The sequence below is a fragment of the bacterium genome (genome assembly GCA_019912885.1).
Lineage (GTDB): Bacteria > Lernaellota > Lernaellaia > JACKCT01 > JACKCT01 > JAIOHV01.
The window spans coordinates 1-19,802 of the sequence record JAIOHV010000082.1 but is presented as its reverse complement, the minus strand read 5'-3'; the positions used below and the strand labels follow the sequence as shown (position 1 = coordinate 19,802).

The window sequence follows — 19,802 nt, the reverse complement described above, 5'->3', positions numbered from 1 at the left end:
CTCGTCGATCATCGAATCCAGATCGTCGATGGAGGCGCGGGCCGGCGGCTTCGCGGGAGGCGGCTCGAAATGGCGCGGCGAGAGGATATCGTCGAGCACGATCGGCGCGGCGTCGCGTCCGGCGAAAAGGCCCTCCACGCTGCGGACGACGAAATCGTCCAGCGCGCCGCCCTGCGCGGAACCCTGCGAAACGGACGCCGACACCTGGGCGACCGTCGCCGGCGGTACCCTGTCATGCGCCGCGCCGATCGCCGTGACGGGCCGTTGCGACTCTCCTCTTTCCTCTTTCCTCTTTCCTCTTTCCTCGCGCGATGGGCCTCTTTCCTCTTGTTCCACGACCATCGGCGGCGGATACGCGATGGCGGGCGGCGGCGCGGGTTTTGGTGCAACGCCAGGCCGACGTACCGGGACAACCGGTAATTCCCCTCTTTCCTCTTTCCTCTTTTCTCTTTCCTCCCGCGACGGACCTCTTTCCTCTTTTCTCTTGACCGGCATTGGCACCGCCGACCATTTCGGCTTTTCCTCGACCGCTTCCTCCTCGATTTCCGGCTCCGGTTCCGGGGGCGGGGGCTCGGCTGGCGCGGCGGGAATCGGCGCGGCGGCCGGGGTGTAATCGAGCGGCCGCCCCTCGCGGATCGCGGCGCGAAGCGAAAGCGCGTCGCCATCAAACCTGTCGCGCGCAAGCCGGCGATCGAGCGCCGCGATGGCCTGTTCCTCACGCGAAAGACGCGACAGCGCGACGGCGAGCGAACACGCGGCGCGGCTGTTGTCGGGCAGCTTTTCGACCACCGGGGCAAGCGCGCGCACCGCCGCCTCGTCCTCGTCGGCGTCGAGCAGCGCGATGCCGAGCGCCTCCTGCACGAGCAGCGATCCGGCGTGCCGGCGAAGCCCCTCGGCGGCGGTTTCGATGGCCAGCCGCGTGTCCCCGGCGTGGCGGTACGCATCGGACAGGCGTGCAAAAGCGTGTGCCGGCGCTCCTTCGCGCGACGCCATCGATCGGTAGCGCTCGATAAGGCTTTGCAGTTCGGCGTTCATCCGCGTTTCGTTCGGCACGTGCTTGTTTTCGTGGAGATTTCCCACCAGCAATCGCCTATCACACCACGAAAATCAAGGCCGCGCCAGCCCGGTCGCGCCAAAAACCTTTGGAGTTATGGCTAGTTGGGCGCCGCGTGCCGATACGACCCACGCGTTCGCCGGAACTCGCGGATCGATGCGCGCGCGGTCCGCCCGCGGCGTGACGCCAACATCGCCAACATCGCGAGCGCCAGCGCGACGAGCCCCAGTCCGGGCGGGGCGGACGGCGGAACTGTCGTACCGAAGAAGCCGCAACCGTCGCCGCCCGCATCGTCGTCCTCGTCATCGATGTCGTCGTCAAAAAGATCTTCGTCACCCACGTCGCTGACAAGTTCGATGCGGATGTCGTAGGTCGAGGTGGAAATCGCGCTTTTTTCAAAGTCGGTCTCAAGCCACACGAGAACGACGTCGCCGTCCGGCGCCTCGCGGATCGGCGCCGCGGCGCAATCGCCGTCGCAGCGCGTCGAGCCGAGCACGTTTCCGTCCTTGTCGGTGACGCGCACGATCTTGCGTCGCGTGCTGTCGCGATCTTTCACGGAAACTTTCGGGAATACGCCGCCGGTCAGATTCACGCGGAAGATATCCGTATCGTACAGGCGCAGGTCCGTGAACGTGTCCGTCTCGATCGCGGGGCCGGTCGCGCGCGCGGAGTCGTTCGGTTCGCGCGCGTCATCCGCGGGCAGCGGCGAATCGCAGTAGCGGTCGGCGTTGGCGAGGATGTCGTCCTCGTCCAGGTCGCGGGCGAGAGTCTTGTCGTTGTAAAAAGCGGACATCGTCGCGTACGTTTCGCTCGAATGATCCAGCCCCCAGAAGTGCCCCGCCTCGTGCGTCATCGTGTCGGAAAAATTGAACCGGTGACCGTCCGCGGGGCCGTCGTGCCAGCCCCAGTCGCGCGTATTGACGGCGATGTCGCAATCGACCACGCGGCCGGTGGATTCGTAAAAGCACTGCGTCACCGCGAGAACCTGCTTGTCGTAGGGCCAGTCCGGTTCGGCGTGGATGACGTTCGTGAAGTCGGCGCCCGACGACGCGATCGGCGTCATGCCGCCCATGTTCAACTCAACTTGGCAAAACGTCTGCCGGTTATGGTTCCAGCGGCGCATCGCGTTTTGGGCGTCTTCGGGTGCATCGCCGTAGAGTTCGGCGACGTTGTGCGAGATTTCAAACCCGACGGGAAAGCCGTCCCAAAAGCACGGAACGCCCGCGCACTTCGTGTATTTGTACGCATGAGCCGGCGCGGCGGCGGCGAAAAGCGTGGCGAGGGCGACAACGATCCGGACGCGCCTCACGGCTTGTCCCCGGCGGCCAGGCGACGCACGTCATCCGTCGTCAGCTTGTCTTCGGCGGGACGGCGCTCGACGGCGGCGGCGAGGTCTTCGTTGTCGGCCAGCGTGCGAAGCGGATCGCGCACGTAAAGCACACGGCCGGCCTCGCCGGTGACGATCGCGAATCGTCCCTGATTGAAGCCGACCACGCGCTTTTCGCCGATGACGCCGTCGCCTTCGAGCGCGACCAAAACACGGTCGCCCGTCTTGAACACCGGCGCGGCGGAAACGGCGAGGCCCTTTTTGCCGTCAAACCCGCCCGGCACCGTGAAGGTGACCGTTTTGGCCTTCGTTTGATCCGGCGCGGATTTGAACGAGATATCGATGCGCAGCGCCACGTCGGTGACGATCTGCGGCGCCTTGTCGCGATGCCGCGCGGCGGTGGCGACCACCTCGCCCGCGACGACGGTCGTCGCGGTCTTGAGCACGTGCTCGGTGGAAAGGCGCAGAAGACTCGTCGCACCGGCGGCGCCGGCGAAGGCGAGCACAAAAATGGCGGCCGGCGCGATCCGCGCGATGCGCGAGCGCCGAAATTTCGTGGCGATCAGGACAGGTACCCCCGCTCCCTCAGAATCGAAGGGAGATCGGGATATCCGATCTCCTGAAGCTCGTATTTTACACGAAGCGCCGGCCGGTCGAAAGAAACCAGGCGCGACAGGTCGATCGGCGTGCCGATGAGGATGAGGTCACAATCAACCTTCGCGATCGTCGCGGACAGATCGGCAAGCTGCTCGGCGCCGTAACCCACCGCGGGCAACACGCGCGTGAGCTGGGGCCACTCGGCGAACACGCGTTTCAGGTCGCCGACCAGTGACGGGCGCGGATCGACGATCTCGGCCGCGCCGAAGCGTTTCGCGGCCAGGTACGCCGCGCCATACCCCATTTCGCCGTGCGTCACGGTGGGGCCGTCCTCGATGCACAAGACGCGCTTGCCGCGCACGGCGTCCGGATCGTCCACGAAAAGCGGGCTCGCCGCCTCGACGATGGTCGCCTCCGGGTTCACCTCGCGCACGGAGCGCGCCAGGGCGCCGACGGCCTCGGCGCCGGCGGTCGCGGCCTTGTTGATGATAACGACGTGGGCGCGGAAAAGGTTCGCCGCGCCGGGATGATAGGTGCGCTCGTGCCCAACGCGAAGCGGGTCGGCGACGACGATCTCGAGCGACGGAAGAAAAAACGGCAGGTCGTTGTTGCCGCCGTCCCACAGAATGATGTCGGCTTCCTTCTCGGCCTCGGCGAGGATCGCGGCGTAGTCGATGCCCGCGTACACCACGCCGCCGGCGGCGATGTGCGGCTCGTATTCCTCGCGTTCCTCGATCGTGCATCGGTGCGTCACGAGATCGTTTTCGGAGGCGAAGCGCTGCACGCGCTGTTTGGTCAGGTCGCCGTACGGCATCGGATGACGAACGGCGACGACGCGCTTTCCGGCCTCGCGCAAAATCTTCGCGACGCGCCGGGTGGTCTGGCTTTTTCCGCAGCCGGTGCGCACCGCGGCGATGGAAACGACGGGTACGTTCGACCGGAGCATCGTGTCGCGCGCGCCGAGCAGGCGGAAATCGGCCCCGAGCGCGACGACGCGGCTTGCCATCGTCATCACGTGCTGAAAGGAAACGTCGGAGTAGGAGAACACGACCTCGTCCGCGCGCTCGCCGGTGATGAGCCGCGCCAGATCGGCTTCGGGCACGATGGGGACGCCGTCGGGGTAGCGATCGCCCGCCAGAAGGGGTGGATAGCGGCGGTCGTCGATGCCGGGGATCTGCGCCGCGGTAAACGCGATGACCCGCGAGGCGGGATCGTCCCGGAACACGGTGTTGAAGTTGTGAAAATCCCGTCCGCCCGCGCCCGCGATCACCACCCGCCTTTCGGCCATGACGTGCTCCTTCCGGTTGTCCGGGGAGAGCCTACCAGAAACCCCGCGCGTGGCGCACGCGTGTCGCCCACGAAAAAACGCCGGCCCGATCGGACCGGCGTTCGAATTGACCCGAATGTGCGCGAGACTTCCTTGCCTCTCTACTTCCCCGCCTGCTCCGCGAGCAGCTCGCCGATGATGAGATCCCACCAGGGGCGGTAGAAGCCCGCGATCTTGAAGCGCAGGACGTGGTCCGCGTCGAAGATGTAGTTTTGCGGCACGTAGTTGTTGAACTGGAAGTCCGCCATCGCCGAAGGACTGTCCACGCGCGGATCGTCGTTGATCTGCGGCGCGAGGATCTGCGCGTCGCGATTGCCGAAGAAATCCGGATGCTCGGGCGGGACCGCGTAGTGGTAGAGCGTCCAGTTTTCCAGGTCCTCGTCGTCCACGATGGTCCCGTACGGATCCTCGAGCGCCATCGACAGAACCTGGACGTCCTCGCCGTAGTCGGCCTGCAAGGTGTCGAGTTGCGGTGCCTCGGCGTCGCACGGCGGGCACCACATCGTCATGCTTGTGATGACGAGGATCTTGCCCGCGAACTCCGAGCGCGTGAAATCGCGGTAAGTCCCGGTTGCCTTGACCGGCGGATCGGCCTGGAAGCCGCGCTTGGTGAAATCGCCCAACGTCGAACCGATCGCGCCCTGGAGGCCGCGTTCGATCTTGTAAATGAAGCTGACGTGGTTGCTCTCGTTGTCGTCAAGGTCGGTCACCCAGATCTCGATCTTGTGCGTACCCTCGGTCAGCATATCGTCGTCCTCAAGAACGAGGCCGATATATTGGTCGCTCGCCTTGCCGAACTTGCCGATCTCGTCGGACAGGTCGGATTCCTCCGGGTCGCCGTTGTCGAGCGACAGATACATCTTGCCGCCGCCGAGATTTTCGTCGTCATCACGCCAGCCGGCGTAAAACGCGACGCGCTCGAAGTCCGGGTCAAACGCATTGCCGACCGTCCAGACGAACGACTCGTCGACGTAATCCCAGAAAAGGTCGAACGCGGGGTTCGAGGCCCAGATGTACGTCTTCTCGTTACGCAGCAGCGGAATGCCCTCGTCGTCATCGTCATCCGCATCGTCATCGTCCGCGTCGTCGTCGTCCGCGTCGTCATCGTCGTCATCATCGTCGTCGTCGTCGCCGGAGACGCCGAAGCACGCACCAAGCGCCGCGCAATCGCCGGCCTGGGCCGCGCACCCGACCGTGGCATCATCCATCGATCCAAGCGAATCCAGGCAACCGTCCATGTCGCCGATGGCGAGAGCCGACGCAACGTCGGGGCAGTTCGTCATTTTGTCGCAAGCCGTTTGGGCGTCGGCCGACGACGAATCGTCATCATCGTCGTCGTCGTCATCGTCGTCTCCGCAGCCGCAGCCCGCCGCGGCCACGAGCGAAAACGAGGAAATCGTGACAAGAAGGAACAGGAGGAACAGGCGCGTGCGCGCGTGCTCCGATCGATCGGTCATCAGCATGATGCTACCCTCTCCCGAAAGCCCGATTGGACTGACCGGCGTGTTTGAAAAGCGCATAATTCTGTCGATTATCCGCGTGCACGTCAATCGGAATGGGCGGGATCGATTTCGCCAAAAACAGCCGAAAATCGCGTTTGGCCAATGAGCCCGGCGAAGGGTCGCGGGAACCATTCTCAGGCGATCGGGAACAACGATACAATCTCGTTCGTACCATCGGGGGGTGACAATGCGCGGATACGGGACGCTTCTCTGGTTTCTTGTGATTTCGCTTGCGTTGGCCGCGCCGGGTTGTGGGTGCGGCGACGGCGATGACGACGATGACGGCGGCGGCGGGGACGACGATAGCTCCGATGACGACGTTTCCGACGACGACTCGGACGATGACGATTCGGGCGATGACGATAGTGGCGGGGACGACGACGCCGCGGATGACGACACCCTGGAGACGGTCTTCGACGAAAACTTCGATACGATGACCGTCGGCGAGCCGCCGGCCGATCCGTGGATCGTCGAGGCGTCGGGCTCGTCGAGCGAGGCGATCGTCACGGACGCGTTTCCCGCCAAGGCGCCGTTCGGACGCCTTGTCGAAATCACCAAGGGCGACGGTCCGGGCGACTATACCTACGTGACGCGCCATACCGGATCGGCGCCCACTTTCGCCGCGACGCTGGAGGCCGATCTTTATTTCACGATCGACGAAGTCGCCGCGGTGCGAATCTATTCGACCGGTTCGCTCGGCAACGAGCTGCGTCAGGTGTACGAGTTCTACTGGGACATCTTCACGGACGCGTTTCGCGTTCTCTACGACGACGGAGACAGCATCGAGTCGGCAGAATGTCCCGGACCGGGCTTTAACGAGTGGTTCCGCCTGCGCGTGGAGCTCGATCCCATCCTGTTTCGCTCCACGACGCTCATCGACGATGTCCCTTGTGCCGAGGATACGCCGTTCATGTTCGACGCCATGTTCCTAGCGGAAATCTGGTTCGTCCTGACCGCCCCGACGAGCGCGAATACGATATACGTCGATAACGCGCGATATCGCCAGGCGATCGCCTCGTTTGCGTGCGACGATTCGTGCTTCCTTTCGAATAACGACTCCTGCGACGATGGCGGCACGGGATCGAGCACCAGCGTTTGCGACTACGGCATGGATTGCACTGACTGCGCGAGCCGCATCTGGCCGCCGCCCGCGAATTGAGCGCCCACGCGCGTCCTTGATCTTCCGCTTCCCGCGCGGCAAACTCCGGTGCCGTTTCGTGGAGGCGCGGAAATGCGTGTGTTATTGCGTTTGTGGCCGATCGTCTGCCTTGCCGTTGTCGCGCTTGTCGCGGCCGGCTGCGGCGAAAAAAAAGATAGCGAGCCCGAGTGCCCGGAGTTCGCCGATTTTCAGATCTATCCGGAGAGCGGCGATCACGAGACGCTCTACGAGCTTTTCGTCCTTCTGTCCGGCGATAGCGACAACCGCGGCGTCGATCGCATCCGCGCGGAGCTTCTGACCTCCGACGGCCGGGGCACCGGCAAGGCGTTCGACCTCGTGCAAAGCGACTCGGATTCGCGCCGTTTTCTCCGCTCGTTCGAGGGCGTCGATCTGTGCAAGGAGAACGTTTGCAATCTCTTTTTCCGCGTTGTCGCGGATCACGAAAGCGGGTGCATCAAGGGATTTGACTCCTCGATTTTCCAGGTCGATTCCCGCGCGCTCGGCGATGACGACACCGCCGATGACGACACGACGGACGACGACGCCGCGGACGACGACGACGCCGCGGATGACGATACCTCCGATGACGATACCGCCGACGACGACACGGCGGACGACGACACCGCGTAGCGTCCGATGAGCGTTCGCGAATACCTCGACGCCCGGGCGCGTCTGGTGGAACACGCGCTCGACGCGTGCACCGGCGGCGATCCCGGTCCGTTCGGCCGCCTGCAGGAGGCCATGCGCTACAGCCTGCTCGCGGGCGGCAAGCGCGTGCGCCCGGTGCTCGCCATCGCGGCGTGCGAAGCGGTTGGCGGCACGGCCGAAACGGCGATGCCCGTCGCCTGCGCATTGGAACTGGCCCACACCTACACGCTGATCCACGACGATCTTCCCGCGATGGACGATGACGATTTCCGCCGGGGCCGGCCGACAAACCACAAGGTCTTTGGCGAGGCGCAGGCGCTTCTCGCGGGTTGCGGCCTGCTTTCGCTGGCTTTCGAAATTGTGGCGCGCGCGACGGCGGACGGCCTTTTCCCGGCGGATCGCGCCGCGCGCATCGTCGCGCTATTGGCCGACGCGATCGGCTGGCGCGGCGTCATCGGCGGGCAGAGCCTGGATATCGAATCGACCGGCAAGACCGTCGATATCGAGCGCGTCACGCTGATCTGCCGGATGAAAACCGCTGTCCTGATTTCCGCGTCCGTGCGCGCGGGGGCGATTGCGGCGGGCGCGCCGCGCGCGAAGGAGGAGGCCCTGGCCCGCTTTGGCGACGCCATTGGCCTGGCGTTTCAGATCGCGGACGACGTGCTGAACGTGACGGGCGACGCGGAAAAATTAGGCAAGGGGACCGGCACGGATGCCGAGGCCGGCAAGACGACGTTCCCCGCGCTGCTGGGCCTTGACGGCGCGCGCCGCCGCGCGGCGGAACGGCTCGACACGGCGCTCGCCGAAATCGCCGGCTTCGGCGCCGCGGCCAAACCGCTACGCGACCTGGCGCGGTACATCGTCAATCGCGACAGGTAACGTCGACGCCGAAAAAGCGTACGCCGAAACGCGCTCCCGGATTCGATGGGACAGACAACCTGATGGACCTGATGGACTGAATTGACCCATCGTCCATCGCTTCGCGAGAATGCGATGCCACTCACGCGTGGCTCCGTGTTCGAACTATTTTCCATCTCCTGTTTCCTATTTCCTGTTTCCTCATTACTCTTTCCCCCATGGCGCTTTCACTCTCCGATCCGCTTCCCCGCATGCGTCACGTCGAACCCGTCCCGGTCGAGGTCGAGGGGCGCTCGATGATCTCGCTCAAGGATCCGCAGCGCTACGCGAGCGCGATGATCACGCTCGACCGCACCGGCCTTTTCCTTGTGTCGCATTTCGACGGGCGCACGCCGCTTGGGGCGTTGGCCCACGATTTCGAGGAGCAAGCGCGTCATCCGCTGCCGGCCGAAGATGTCGAGCGCCTCATCTCGGTGCTCGATCGGCACTTCTACCTGGACAACGCGCGTTTTCAGATGCGACGCGAACAGGTGGACAAGAAGTGGTACGAATCGCCGATCCGCCCGTCGGCGCTTTTCGATTACGCCACGCCGGGGCGTGAAAAAGAGGCCTGGGACGAGCTTCGCAACATCCTCGACACGCACTTCCGCGACGCGGGCTATCCCGTGGGCGCCGATATCCGGACGGAGCGAAACGACCTCGCGGCCCTGATCGCGCCGCACATCGATTTCATCCGGGGCGGCGCGGTTTGGGCGCACGCGTACGCCGAGTTCGCGCGTTCGTTTCGCGGGCGCACGGCGGTGATCGTCGGGACAAACCATCAGCCGCACAAGCAGCCGGTTTCAATGACGCGCAAGCATTTCGCGACGCCGTTCGCGCTGATGCGGACGGATATCGACCTCGCCGAGGAAATCGCGGCGCAGCTTCCGCTCGATCCGTTCGAGGACGAATTACCGCATCGCGCGGAGCACTCCATCGAACTGCCCGCGGTGATGCTCGCGTATTTGCGGCCGGACATCCGCATCGTTCCAATTCTCGTCGGCGGCGCAAGGCATCTGGTGGAAGGCACCGAGGACGAGGAGACGGAGGAGTCGCTCGCCGCCCTGGCATCCGCGTGCGCGGGCGTGCTTGAAGGCAACGATGACGCCGCGATCATCGCGTCCGCGGACCTCGCGCACGTCGGCCCGATGTTCAACGATCCGTTTCGCGTTGACGACACTAAGGCGGCGATCAATCGCGAACGCGACCTCGACATGCTCGATCCGCTCACGCGCGGCGAGCCGGAGGGTTTCGTGCGTTACGTTGTCGAGGAAAAGGACGTGCGCAAGGTCTGCGGGCTGACGCCGATCTACGTTGTCGCGTCGGCCTGCGGCACGCCGTTCACGCTTTTGGCCCATGACCAGTGGGTCGATAAGGACGGGCAGGGACTTGTGAGTTACGCCGCGCTCGCCTCCCGGCGCGCCCGGTAGCCGCGCCGGGCGCGCGTTGCGATGTCAGGGCCGCGACCGTCAGGGAGCGGGTGCATTCGCGAGCGCAATAATGGGGAGGTATCACCCGCTCCGTGACGGTCGCGGCTCCGTTTGCGGCTCCTTTTTAAGCGCGTCGGCAAACCGGTTGGCGATCATCAAAGCCGCGCGCGGGGACGGATGCGCGCCGTCGGGGAACAGCGACGACGCCCTGGCGCCGCATGCGCCATCGAAAATCGCCGGTACATCGATGACCGCAAGGCTTTTCGGCGGCGTGTATGCTCCCGCCGCGACGCATCCGTTGTCGACCGCGACGGGCTTCGCGAAATACGCGGCGGCGCCGTTCTCGCGCGCGAGACGGTCGATCGCGCGCAGATTCGCTTCGTACTCCGCGCGATACACGCGCGGAACCGGCGCGCCCGGGCGCTCGTGCGGCACGGGCGCTGGCTTGGCTATCGCGCGCAGCAGCGCGTAGATTCGCGAACGCGCTCCGATGCGGTCGATGCGCCAGCGCAGCGGGGAGGGCGCCGGCAGGCGCGAATCCGGCACGCGCGCGGCGTCCGACCAGTCGTTCCAGCCGACGTACACGATCACCGCGTCGGGACGGTATTTCGGCATGAGGCCTTCGAGGTAGCGCCGCGTCTGAAGCGAACTGTACCCGACGACCCCCGCGTTCAGCACCTCGACCTCGCCGCGCGCGGATAACTCGCGCGACAGATGCGCGCCGATCGTCTGCTCGTCGGGCAATCGAAATCCGTAAACAACCGAATCACCGGCGAGAATGATGCGCGGAACGCCGTCGCGGCGTTTGACCGGCACGCGGTCTCCGCGAAACCCGTCCACATTGACGAGTTCGCCATCCTCTTCGCCGCCGGGGACAAGCCGCCAGAAACGGCGCGGATCGGGCTCGTACAGATTGGGGCTGGCCAGCGGATTCAGGCGGAACGCCGGCGGTTCCGGGGCGGGAATGCCGGCGGCGCGCAACGCGGCCTCGGCGAAAAGCAAAGCCGCGGCCACCGCCGCGAGCGTGAAGATCGCCCGGCGCCTCACCCGCGGACCTCCCGCACGGTCGTTTCGGCGGTCAAATAACCCCCTCTTGCGTCAACATGCGGGGCAAGGATATAAATGACGCGCTTATCCGCAATGGACGGATACGTGCGGCGCGTGTGCATTCTCGCCGCCACGATGATTCGAGTTGGGAAGGAGGGTTCCCCCGTGCGTTTGATGACCACCATTGGACTTGTGCTTTTGCTCGCCTGCGCGTTCCCGGTCGCCGCGCTCGCGCAGGATGACGATTCCGCGGCCGACGACGACACGGCCGACGATGACGACACGTCGGCGGACGATGACGCGGGCGACGATGACGCGACGCCCGGCGAGTTTTCGGCAGAGCTCGATTTCACCTCTCCCGTTCTTTTGAACCCGAACGTGAAGTACGAGTTCGATTTCGTCGTTTCCAATACCACGTCCGCCACCTCGTCGCAGCATTGGGTCGAGATTGTCGATCTCTTCCTCCCGACGACCGGTTACGACGTGAACGCATCGGAGATCGCCGATCCCGATCCCCTGCACGGCGGCCAGTGGACGTCCGAGCGGCTGCTCGACGACGATACCGCGATCGGTATCCGTTGGCAGTATTCGACGGGCATCTCCTCCGAAGCGTACGGCGACGTGCGTGAGGGCGAGACGCTCGAATTCGCGTTCATGGCGACAACGGACGCCGAGGCGACAGACGGCTTCGACTATCGCATCACGGCCGACTCCAACCAGTTCGTGCAGGGCACCGCGTATATCGGCGGCGAACCGACCGACGACGACACCGACGGTGACGATGATGACGACGACGATGACGATGATGACGACGACGATGATGATGACGACGACGATGACGACGATGACGACGACGACGGGTGCGGCTGTTAAGGCGAGGAAATAGAAAATAGAAAAGAGGACGCGCCGCCCGGAAACAGGCGGCGCGTTTTTTTGCGCGCGTGGCGGGCGCGCCGGCCGCTCTCAACAAATCCGCGCAATCTGCGTAATCTGCGGATTCCGTTCCGTGTTCCGCGCCGCGACCGGCGCCGGGGGCAATCGCAATGGGCCGCGTCATCGTTTTCGGCATGGACGGCGCCGATCCGGATCTCCTTTTCCCGTGGGCGCGCGACGGACACCTGCCGCATCTGAGGTCGATCCTCGAACGCGGCGCGCACGGCCGCCTCGAATCGACCATCCATCCGCTGACCCCGCAGGCGTGGACGACCATGACCACGGGCGTGAACGCCGGTCGGCACGGAATCTTCGATTTCGGCGCGCGCGAACCCGGCAGCTACGATGTGCGCCTTGTCACCAGCCGCGACCGGCGATTTCCGACGATCTTCGAGACCCTGCCGGATCCCTTCACCAGCGGCGCGCTGAATGTTCCGCTGTCGTATCCTGTCGCGGATGTTCGCGGATTTGCCGTCGGCGGCATGCACACGCCGTCGCTTAACGCGCCCGGCGCGTTTTATCCGCCGGACCTTCGATCGGTGCTCGAACGCTGGGTCATCGACGTCATGGTCCATTGGTACGAGGACCGCGCGCGTTTTTGCGACGACCTGTTCGCGATGCTGAACGCGCGGCACGAGGCTGCCCTCGCGATGTTCGACGAGCGCAAGCCCGACCTGTTCTTCCCGGTGTACGTTGCGCTCGATCGCGCGCAGCACGCGTTCTGGGAAGACATGACGGCGGAGCATCGCGCAACCCCGGGCGCGCTTGGCGGTTTCGGCGACGCAATCTTCGAGACCGCGCGGCGGCTCGACGCCTGCGTTGGCGATTACCTCGCTCGCCTTGGGCCGGACGACCATATGCTCGTCGTGTCCGACCACGGTTTCGGCGACCTTCGCGGCGACGTGTATCTCAACGCCTTCTTGGCCGAGGCGGGGTATCTCGCCTTCGATCCCGACAAGATCCGCGCGGCGGCCGCGTCGACGCATTCGCCACCCGACGGCATCGATCCGCGCCACGCGTGGCACCGGCGCCTGGACGACGGCCGCGCGCCCGAACCGCTGCCGGACGACGACGGCGCGATCCGGCGCGGGCTCGTCGATGCGCGCTACAAGTCATGGGCGACGGTCGACTGGTCACGCACGCGTGCGTTTTCGTCGGGCTTGTTCGGGCAGGTCTGGATCAACCTCGCGGGGCGCGAGCCGGAGGGCATCGTCGCGCCGGGGCGCGAATACGAGGAATTGCGCGACGAATTGGCGCCGAGGCTCGCGGATCTCGTGCATCCGGGGGACGGCGCGCCGCTGACCTCGTTTGTCGCGCGGCGCGAGGAACTCTATTGGGGCCCGCATCTGGAATGCGCGCCGGATATCGTGGTGGCGTTTCGCGATTACGCCTACATGACGCGCGGCGCCACGGAATTTCGCTCAACGTCGCTTGTCGGGCCCGTCGTCGTCGGTCACACGGGAAACCATCGCCTGCACGGGATCGTCGCCGGCGTCGGGCCGCGCATCGCGAACGCACGCGATATCGACGCGCACATCCTCGAGATCGCGCCGACGATTCTGTACCTGCTGGACGCGCCGATTCCGATGAACCTCGACGCGCCGCCGGCTCGCGCGCTTTTGCGCGAGGACGCGCTGGCCGAACATCCGCCGCGCGCGGGCGCACCGGTGGCGGCGCGCGTTATCGAGGCGCGCGACGCGCCGACCGCCGCGCAGATGACAGCGGTGCTCGATCGGCTGCGGGGTCTGGGATATCTGGGGTAGAACGAGGATCGAGGATTGAGGACGGAGTGGAATCGCGGTTTCCGAAAATCGTGCGGCCGGCAATGGACATCATGGACACGATGGACGATATGGACATGATGGACGACATGAAATATTCCGCGAGACGAACCGCAACCGAACGGAAGCGGGTCTGACATGACCTTCGAACTCGAACACGAAACACCGGAAAAGCCCATCCTGCGCGCGGCGGTATGCGGCGCGGCCGGCCGCATGGGGCGGATGCTCGTCGAATATCTCGCGGGCAATCCGGGATTTGAACTCGTCGGCGCCACCGAGCACGCGGCGCACGCGGACATCGGCAAGGATGTCGGAACCGCGCTTTTCGGCCGCGCCATCGACGTGGCGCTCGAGCCCGATTTGCGCGTCGCGGGCATGGGCGCCAATGCCGTCATCGACTTCACGCATCCGGAGGCGTCGCTGGCGCACGCGCGTATCTGCGCGGACGCGGGCCTGCCGTTCGTGTGCGGCACGACCGGCATGTCGCCCGCGCAGCTTGCCGAATTCCGCGAGATCGCCGCGCGCACGCGCACCGTGTTCGCGTCGAATTTTTCAACCGGCGTCACGCTGCTTAACGCGCTGGCGTTTCGCGCGGCGCGCGCGCTCGGCGAGGATTTCGACGTGGAGATCGTGGAGACGCACCACCGCCACAAGGCGGACGCGCCGTCGGGCACCGCATTGACGCTCGCCCGGTCGGTGGCGCGGGCGATCGGCGTGGACGAGGGCGCTTACGTCCACGGGCGCGAGGGCGTGGTCGGCGCGCGGCCGGGAGGGCAGATCGGCCTGCACGCTGTTCGCGGCGGCGATGTCGTCGGCGAGCACGAGGTGCAATTCCTGGGCGAGGGGGAGCAAATCATGTTGCGCCATCGCGCGACGAGCCGGCTGACGTTCGTGCGCGGCGCGATCCGCGCGGCGCTCTGGCTGCAAAAGCAGGAGCCCGGCATCCACGACATGCGCGACGTGCTGGGGCTGTCCTGATGCGCATCGCGCGTTATCACCACGAGGACTACAAGGGATTCGGCCTGGTCGAGGACGGGCGCGTCTATCCGGTGCAAAACCCGTTCATCGCCGAGACCGACCATCTTGCGGCGATCACCGCGTCGCGCACCGGTCACGGCGCGGTTTCGCTTTCGCGTGTACGGCTTTTGTCGCCGTGCGTTCCGTCGAAGATCGTCTGCGTCGGCGTCAATTATGCCGCGCACGCCAGGGAAATGGGGCGCGCGGACCTGCCGAAAGAGCCGCTCATTTTCCTCAAGGCGCCGTCCGCCGTAATCGGCCCCGGCGATCCGATCGTGCGGCCGGCGATCTCCGAGCGCGTCGATCACGAGGCGGAGATCGCCATCGTCATCGCGCGCACGTGCCGAAACGTGCCGCCCGAGGAGGCGTTGTCGGTCGTGCTGGGCTACACCTGTCTGAACGATGTGACCGCGCGCGATTTGCAACGGCGCGATGTGCAATTCTCGCGAGCCAAAAGCTTCGACACGTTTTGCCCGATGGGGCCGTGGATCGAAACCGGGCTGGATTCGACCGACGCCGGCGTCGAGGCGTGGGTCAACGGCGAAAAGCGCCAGGACGGACGCACGAGCGATCTCATCTTTGGCGTGCCCGCGCTCATCGCGCACATCACGCGCGTCATGACGCTGTATCCGGGCGACGTCATTGCGACGGGTACGCCCGAGGGCGTCTCGCCGCTTCTGGCGGGCGACGAGGTGACGGTGACCGTGGAGGGCATCGGCTCGCTGACGAACCCGGTGGTTGACGAAGAGTAGTCTATCCGCGGATTGCGCCGATTTCGCGGATTTCATTTTGTTCACGCGGAGGCGCGAAGACGCGGAGGCGCTGGAAATGAAACGCGCCGCGGATTCGGGCGGCGCGCTCTCTTTTCTCTTTTCTGTTTTTCTCTTTTCGCGTTCTAGCAGCCGCATCCTCCCTGGCCGCCGGAAAGCTCCTCGCCACCTTCGTCGTCGTCGTCCGTCGGTTCTTCGTCGCCGGCGAAATCGTCGTCGAACATGCCTCCCGTATCGTCGTCGCCCGTGCCGTCGGTGTCGTCATCGCCGGTGTCATCATCGGGCAACGTGTCGTCGTCCGCATCGTCGTCATCGTCGGCGGGTTGCGTCGTCGTTGTTGTCGACGTGGTTGCGGGGACGGAAGTCGTCGTCGTACCCGGAGCCGTTGTCGTGGTGGTGCCCGGCGAGGTTGTGGTCGTTGTGGAGCCGGCGGTCGTCGTCGTGGTCGAGGGCGCCGTGGTGGTTGTCGTCGGCGCGGTTGTCGTTGTCGTGCCGGCCGTCGTGGTCGTCGTCGGCGCGGTTGTCGTCGTCGTACCGGCTGTCGTGGTCGTCGTCGGCGCGGTCGTCGTTGTCGTGCCGGCCGTTGTGGTCGTCGAAGACGATGTCGTCGTCGTGGTTGTGGTGGTGGTTGTCGTTGTCGTTGTGGTTGTGGTTGTCGTTGTGGTTGTGGTTGTGGTTGTGGTCGTCGGTGTGGTGGTGGTTGTCGTCGGGATCGGGCTTTGCTGAACCGTTTTCACGTCGTTGAACCCTCCGCTCGACCCGTCGACGACGTACGCCGTATTCCCGATCGCCGCTCCCGATGTGCGGTAGATGGAAAGGAACATCGTGCCGAAATCGGTCCATCCGCCGCCCGCCGCGATGTTTCGGATGTAGGAATTCGTCGCCAAGGCGTCCGACGCGTCGACGCCACCCGCGACGATGAAGACCTCCCCGGATCCGCCGGCCTGAACGCACCCCTGCGCCCAACGCGCCGCCGGCAGGCTGGTGGTGTCATTCGACCACGTGTTGGCGGAAACGTCGTAAATGTATCCCGTGGCAAGCGCCGCGCCGTTGTTGCCGCCGACGACGTAGATGCTGTTGTTGTATCCGAACGCGCAGTGGAATCCGCGCGCCCCCGGCATGTTCGCGCGCGCGAGCCAGGTGTTGCCGATGGGGTCGTAACGCAGCAGTTGGTTTGACGGCACGAATCCGCTCGACAGATCGCCGCCGCCGACCATGTAGATGTAGCCGCCGAGCGCGACGAGCTGCGGTCCCCACGTGCGTCCGTTGGGCACCGTCGCGAGGGTGTTCGTCCAGGTGTTCGTCGAGGTGTTGTATTTGTAGAACTTGTTCGCGCCCGGCGCCGTCACGCCGTTGATCGATCCCGCGCTGATGAAGACCTCGTTGCCGATTTGCGCGGCGCGCACCGTGTAATCCAGAAAGTCGGACGAAAATTGCCGCGGCGTCCACGTGCCCGCCGTGAATTGTTCGACCGTGCCTCCCGAGACTCCCAAAAAATAGTAGGTGAAATAATCGAAGCCGCTGAAGTTGAACAACGACGCCCCGTTCGAAACCGTCGCGTTGTCCATGTAGTAATACGTTGTGGACACGCCCTGCGTCCACGGCCCGTCAACCCCGCTTGCGACCGGCGGCTCGAAGGTTTCGCCGAACCAGTCCGTGACCGAGCCGGTGCTCGCCGCCGGGGCCGCGTAGCCCGCGCCGGCCGTCGTCAGTGCGATCGCGACGGCGATCGCCGCCATGGCGGATTTCATGATCCCTCCCCGCGCCGCGCGACAAACCGCGCCACGTCGCGACAGCCCCTGATGCCCGATCGAAAAAGTGTTTCAGCGCGGGCGGGCGCTGTCAAGCAAGGCGCGCACAACCGCGGCGGTCTTTCGCATCACGCCATCGATTCGCGGTAACGGCAGCCTCGTCAGCCGCCACAGCAACCGCCGCCGTCGTCGTCGTCATCATCATCGCCGTCATCGCCGCCGCCGTCATCGTCGCCGTTCGCGTCGTCGTCGTCGCTTCCCCCGGTTGTCTGCCCGCACAGCGAAAACGCCGCGTCGGTCGCCGATCCGACCTCCGTGACGTCGAAGAAGTCCGATCCCGCGCCATGCCCGCCGCCGGGATTGATGAGCTTGGCGATGGCGCCGAACGAGGCATCGGCCGTTTCCCAATACCAGTCGCCAAAAACGCCATCGAGCACCGCGTAGCACGAGAGCCAATACGTGCCGCCCGAAAACGTCGGCGGTGCGTCGAGGACCATCGTGAAGCTGACGTCCGCGTTCGACAGCGTGATCGCGGCATCGGCCGGCGCGTTCGACTGCGTCCACGCGCCCGCGCCTCCGTAGACGGGGTATCCGTCCGGAACGCCGCCGTCATCGTTCCAGATTCCGCAGACGATCAGATTGGCGCTCGTCAATGGCGGGGACGCCTGGTTACCGACGACGGCGACCCGTTCGATCGTCCATTCGTCACCCGACGGAATTTCGAAATCGTCCATGGCGAAAACGTCGAGCGCGTCGCTCGCGGGCGGATAGTCCTGCGACAGAAATCCGGCGTCGGCCGCAGCGGACGGCTGATCCCAAAGCGCGACGCACGCGTCGTCCTGCGCGCTCGCAAAACCGGCGAACGCGATAAGCATCGATGCCGCGACAAGCAGTTTCGCCGCCTTGTCCATGGTGTATCCCCCGCGCGGAAAGTCGATGCGCCCACGATGAATCCGCGCGGGGCCGGCGTCAATCGTTTCCGCGAAACCGCCGCGCGTTTGCCACGGGATCGAAACAGAAAAGCGCCCCGCGCAGCCGAGGCCGCGCGGGGCGCTTTGAATGTCTTGGTTAGCGCCGGTCAGCAGCCGCAGCCGCAACCGTCATCGTCATCGTCGTCGTCGTCGTCGTCGTCGTCGTCGATCGCATCGTCATCGTCGTCATCGTCGTCATCGGTCGCGTCGTCGTCTGTCGCGTCGTCGTCTGTCGCGTCGTCGTCGGTAGCGTCATCATCCATGTCGTCATCCATATCGTCATCGGCCGCGGTGTCGTCGTCGGCGGTATCGTCGTCCATGTCATCGTCATCGCCGGGGATCGTCGTTGTCGTTGTCGAACCGCCGGTGGTCGTTGTGGCGCCGGTCGTCGTCGTCGCGCCTGTCGTGGTCGTGGCGCCGGTCGTCGTTGTCGTGCCACCGGTCGTGGTCGTGGCGCCAGTCGTCGTGGTCGTGGTCGGCGCTGTCGTCGTTGTGGTGGTTGGCACGGTCGTGGAGGTCGTCGTCGCGACTGTCGTGGTCGTGGTCGTGGTCGTCGAGCTCACGCACAGCGAAAACGCGACGTCCGTGCTACCGTCACCAATTAACGACACATCAAAAAACGACGTTCCAAACCCAAAGCCGTTGCCGGGATTGATGCCTTGCGCCTCGGCGCCGAACGAATCGGTCGATCTCTCGAGATACCATTGGCCCCCGACGAGAAACGCCATTTCGGGATAGCAACTTAGCCAATAGGTTCCAGGGGTCAGCGTCGGCGGGGAACTGACGCTCATGATGAAATCGGTGTTTGAATCGAAAAGCGTGATCTGCGGCGATACCGGAAGATTCGACTGCGTCCAGTCCGCCGCGGCGCCGTAAACAGGCCATCCGTCGGGCACGCCCGCGGCGTCTCCCCAGATCCCGCAAACGAGCCCGGTCGCGAGGGTCAGGTTGCCGGTGGATCCGATGATTTCGATCTCGTTAAGAACCCACGTCTGCCCGCCGGGCACCGTAAAGTCGTCCATGATGAACGTGTCGTATGCGTTGTAAGCGACCTCGAAATCCTGATCGACGACCCCGTTAACCGCGAGGTTGGCGGTCTGGTCCCATACGACGACGCAGTCGTCGTCTCCCGCCACGACCTCTTCGCTGTCGAAGTCGTCGTCGTCGAAGTCGTCATCGTCGAAATCCGAATCGACCGGCGCCGCAGTCACGGGTCCCCCATCATCGCCGGAAAAGCCCGTCAGGCTGGCGCCCAATACGAGAATCGCTAGCGTAAACATGAGAATTGGCCATCTCTCTATCGGCATCTTCGTCCCTCCTGCGCCCCCGCATTGGTATGGAAACCCGCCCCAACCGGGTGATTCGCCCGTAAACGAGCGCGCAAATCAACATATGAGTTGCCGGAATTGTCGCGTCTGAGCGGCGCAAGGTCAAGCCGATGGCGTCGTGGCTGTACGAAGCGGGGAAGATGTCCTTGGTATAAGCGGGAGTAGATGTCCGGATTTCCGGCGGGGAGGTTTAAACGGGTGCGATGCAGCACTCATCCAACGCCCTGTCCCGCGAGGCCAAAGCCATGACGCGACGGGAAGTG

General features: G+C 65.1%; 17 protein-coding genes. 8 read left to right on the top strand and 9 right to left on the bottom strand.

What is annotated here, in order from left to right; genetic code table 11:
* The 5 genes from K8I61_07035 to K8I61_07015 form a co-directional block, all read right to left on the bottom strand.
* Nucleotides 1-1,080: hypothetical protein (locus tag K8I61_07035; protein MBZ0271774.1), on the bottom strand; the 1,080-nt coding region annotated here is incomplete at its 3' end.
* Nucleotides 1,081-1,154: 74 nt separating this feature from the next.
* Nucleotides 1,155-2,363 (bottom strand): matrixin family metalloprotease, encoded by a 1,209-nt coding sequence (locus tag K8I61_07030; GenBank protein MBZ0271773.1) that lies wholly within the window; start codon nucleotides 2,361-2,363, stop codon nucleotides 1,155-1,157.
* Nucleotides 2,360-2,887, bottom strand: a complete 528-nt coding sequence (locus K8I61_07025) for a hypothetical protein (protein ID MBZ0271772.1) — start codon at nucleotides 2,885-2,887, stop codon at nucleotides 2,360-2,362. Before K8I61_07025 ends, K8I61_07030 begins: the two co-directional genes overlap by 4 nt.
* A 56-nt stretch (nucleotides 2,888-2,943) precedes the next feature.
* Nucleotides 2,944-4,266 (bottom strand): cyclic 2,3-diphosphoglycerate synthase, encoded by a 1,323-nt coding sequence (locus K8I61_07020; GenBank protein MBZ0271771.1) that lies wholly within the window; start codon nucleotides 4,264-4,266, stop codon nucleotides 2,944-2,946.
* Nucleotides 4,267-4,406: 140 nt separating this feature from the next.
* Nucleotides 4,407-5,762, bottom strand: a complete 1,356-nt coding sequence (locus K8I61_07015) for a TlpA family protein disulfide reductase (GenBank protein MBZ0271770.1) — start codon at nucleotides 5,760-5,762, stop codon at nucleotides 4,407-4,409.
* 232 nt (nucleotides 5,763-5,994) lie between these two features.
* On the opposite strand from K8I61_07015, the gene K8I61_07010 reads away from it, so the two are divergent.
* From K8I61_07010 to amrB, 4 genes are all read left to right on the top strand, one after another.
* Nucleotides 5,995-6,966 (top strand): hypothetical protein, encoded by a 972-nt coding sequence (locus K8I61_07010; protein ID MBZ0271769.1) that lies wholly within the window; start codon nucleotides 5,995-5,997, stop codon nucleotides 6,964-6,966.
* A gap of 72 nt (nucleotides 6,967-7,038) precedes the next feature.
* A complete protein-coding gene (locus K8I61_07005) occupies nucleotides 7,039-7,596 on the top strand; it encodes a hypothetical protein (GenBank protein ID MBZ0271768.1) in 558 nt (185 codons plus the stop codon).
* 6 nt (nucleotides 7,597-7,602) lie between these two features.
* On the top strand, nucleotides 7,603-8,493 hold the full coding sequence (locus K8I61_07000) for a polyprenyl synthetase family protein (protein ID MBZ0271767.1): 891 nt from the start codon (nucleotides 7,603-7,605) through the stop codon (nucleotides 8,491-8,493).
* Nucleotides 8,494-8,723: 230 nt separating this feature from the next.
* Nucleotides 8,724-9,941 carry an AmmeMemoRadiSam system protein B gene (gene amrB, locus K8I61_06995; GenBank protein MBZ0271766.1) on the top strand — a complete coding sequence of 406 codons (1,218 nt, stop codon included), beginning with the start codon at nucleotides 8,724-8,726 and terminating at the stop codon, nucleotides 9,939-9,941.
* A gap of 81 nt (nucleotides 9,942-10,022) precedes the next feature.
* Here the strand turns inward: amrB and K8I61_06990 are convergent, their stop codons facing one another.
* A complete protein-coding gene (locus tag K8I61_06990; protein MBZ0271765.1) occupies nucleotides 10,023-10,988 on the bottom strand; it encodes an SGNH/GDSL hydrolase family protein in 966 nt (321 codons plus the stop codon).
* A 165-nt stretch (nucleotides 10,989-11,153) separates the two neighbouring features.
* On the opposite strand from K8I61_06990, the gene K8I61_06985 reads away from it, so the two are divergent.
* The 4 genes from K8I61_06985 to K8I61_06970 all read left to right on the top strand — a co-directional run bounded on the left by K8I61_06985 (nucleotide 11,154) and on the right by K8I61_06970 (nucleotide 15,471).
* Entirely contained in the window at nucleotides 11,154-11,861 is a 708-nt protein-coding gene (locus K8I61_06985; protein MBZ0271764.1) for a hypothetical protein, read from the top strand.
* Between the two features lie 170 nt (nucleotides 11,862-12,031).
* On the top strand, nucleotides 12,032-13,684 hold the full coding sequence (locus tag K8I61_06980; GenBank protein MBZ0271763.1) for an alkaline phosphatase family protein: 1,653 nt from the start codon (nucleotides 12,032-12,034) through the stop codon (nucleotides 13,682-13,684).
* 156 nt (nucleotides 13,685-13,840) lie between these two features.
* On the top strand, nucleotides 13,841-14,680 hold the full coding sequence (gene dapB, locus K8I61_06975; GenBank protein ID MBZ0271762.1) for a 4-hydroxy-tetrahydrodipicolinate reductase: 840 nt from the start codon (nucleotides 13,841-13,843) through the stop codon (nucleotides 14,678-14,680).
* Entirely contained in the window at nucleotides 14,680-15,471 is a 792-nt protein-coding gene (locus K8I61_06970) for a fumarylacetoacetate hydrolase family protein (GenBank protein MBZ0271761.1), read from the top strand. Before dapB ends, K8I61_06970 begins: the two co-directional genes overlap by 1 nt.
* Before the next feature lie 143 nt (nucleotides 15,472-15,614).
* Here K8I61_06970 and K8I61_06965 read toward each other — a convergent pair whose 3' ends face one another.
* The 3 genes from K8I61_06965 to K8I61_06955 all read right to left on the bottom strand — a co-directional run bounded on the left by K8I61_06965 (nucleotide 15,615) and on the right by K8I61_06955 (nucleotide 19,518).
* Nucleotides 15,615-17,240 (bottom strand): hypothetical protein, encoded by a 1,626-nt coding sequence (locus K8I61_06965; protein ID MBZ0271760.1) that lies wholly within the window; start codon nucleotides 17,238-17,240, stop codon nucleotides 15,615-15,617.
* A gap of 161 nt (nucleotides 17,241-17,401) precedes the next feature.
* Entirely contained in the window at nucleotides 17,402-18,151 is a 750-nt protein-coding gene (locus K8I61_06960) for a hypothetical protein (protein MBZ0271759.1), read from the bottom strand.
* Between the two features lie 167 nt (nucleotides 18,152-18,318).
* A complete protein-coding gene (locus K8I61_06955; GenBank protein ID MBZ0271758.1) occupies nucleotides 18,319-19,518 on the bottom strand; it encodes a hypothetical protein in 1,200 nt (399 codons plus the stop codon).
* Between the last annotated feature and the right edge of the window lie 284 nt (nucleotides 19,519-19,802).

Bases quoted from the DNA above. Each gene is read 5' to 3' on its own strand.
- K8I61_07000 (MBZ0271767.1), top strand. From the start codon at position 7,603: ATGAGCGTTCGCGAATACCTCGACGCCCGGGCGCGTCTGGTGGAACAC.
- dapB (MBZ0271762.1), top strand. From the start codon at position 13,841: ATGACCTTCGAACTCGAACACGAAACACCGGAAAAGCCCATCCTGCGC.
- K8I61_06980 (MBZ0271763.1), top strand. From the start codon at position 12,032: ATGGGCCGCGTCATCGTTTTCGGCATGGACGGCGCCGATCCGGATCTC.
- K8I61_06960 (MBZ0271759.1), bottom strand. From the start codon at position 18,151: ATGGACAAGGCGGCGAAACTGCTTGTCGCGGCATCGATGCTTATCGCG.
- K8I61_06970 (MBZ0271761.1), top strand. From the start codon at position 14,680: ATGCGCATCGCGCGTTATCACCACGAGGACTACAAGGGATTCGGCCTG.
- K8I61_06955 (MBZ0271758.1), bottom strand. From the start codon at position 19,518: ATGCCGATAGAGAGATGGCCAATTCTCATGTTTACGCTAGCGATTCTC.
- K8I61_07015 (MBZ0271770.1), bottom strand. From the start codon at position 5,762: ATGACCGATCGATCGGAGCACGCGCGCACGCGCCTGTTCCTCCTGTTC.
- K8I61_06965 (MBZ0271760.1), bottom strand. From the start codon at position 17,240: ATGAAATCCGCCATGGCGGCGATCGCCGTCGCGATCGCACTGACGACG.
- amrB (MBZ0271766.1), top strand. From the start codon at position 8,724: ATGCGTCACGTCGAACCCGTCCCGGTCGAGGTCGAGGGGCGCTCGATG.
- K8I61_07010 (MBZ0271769.1), top strand. From the start codon at position 5,995: ATGCGCGGATACGGGACGCTTCTCTGGTTTCTTGTGATTTCGCTTGCG.
- K8I61_07020 (MBZ0271771.1), bottom strand. From the start codon at position 4,266: ATGGCCGAAAGGCGGGTGGTGATCGCGGGCGCGGGCGGACGGGATTTT.
- K8I61_07005 (MBZ0271768.1), top strand. From the start codon at position 7,039: ATGCGTGTGTTATTGCGTTTGTGGCCGATCGTCTGCCTTGCCGTTGTC.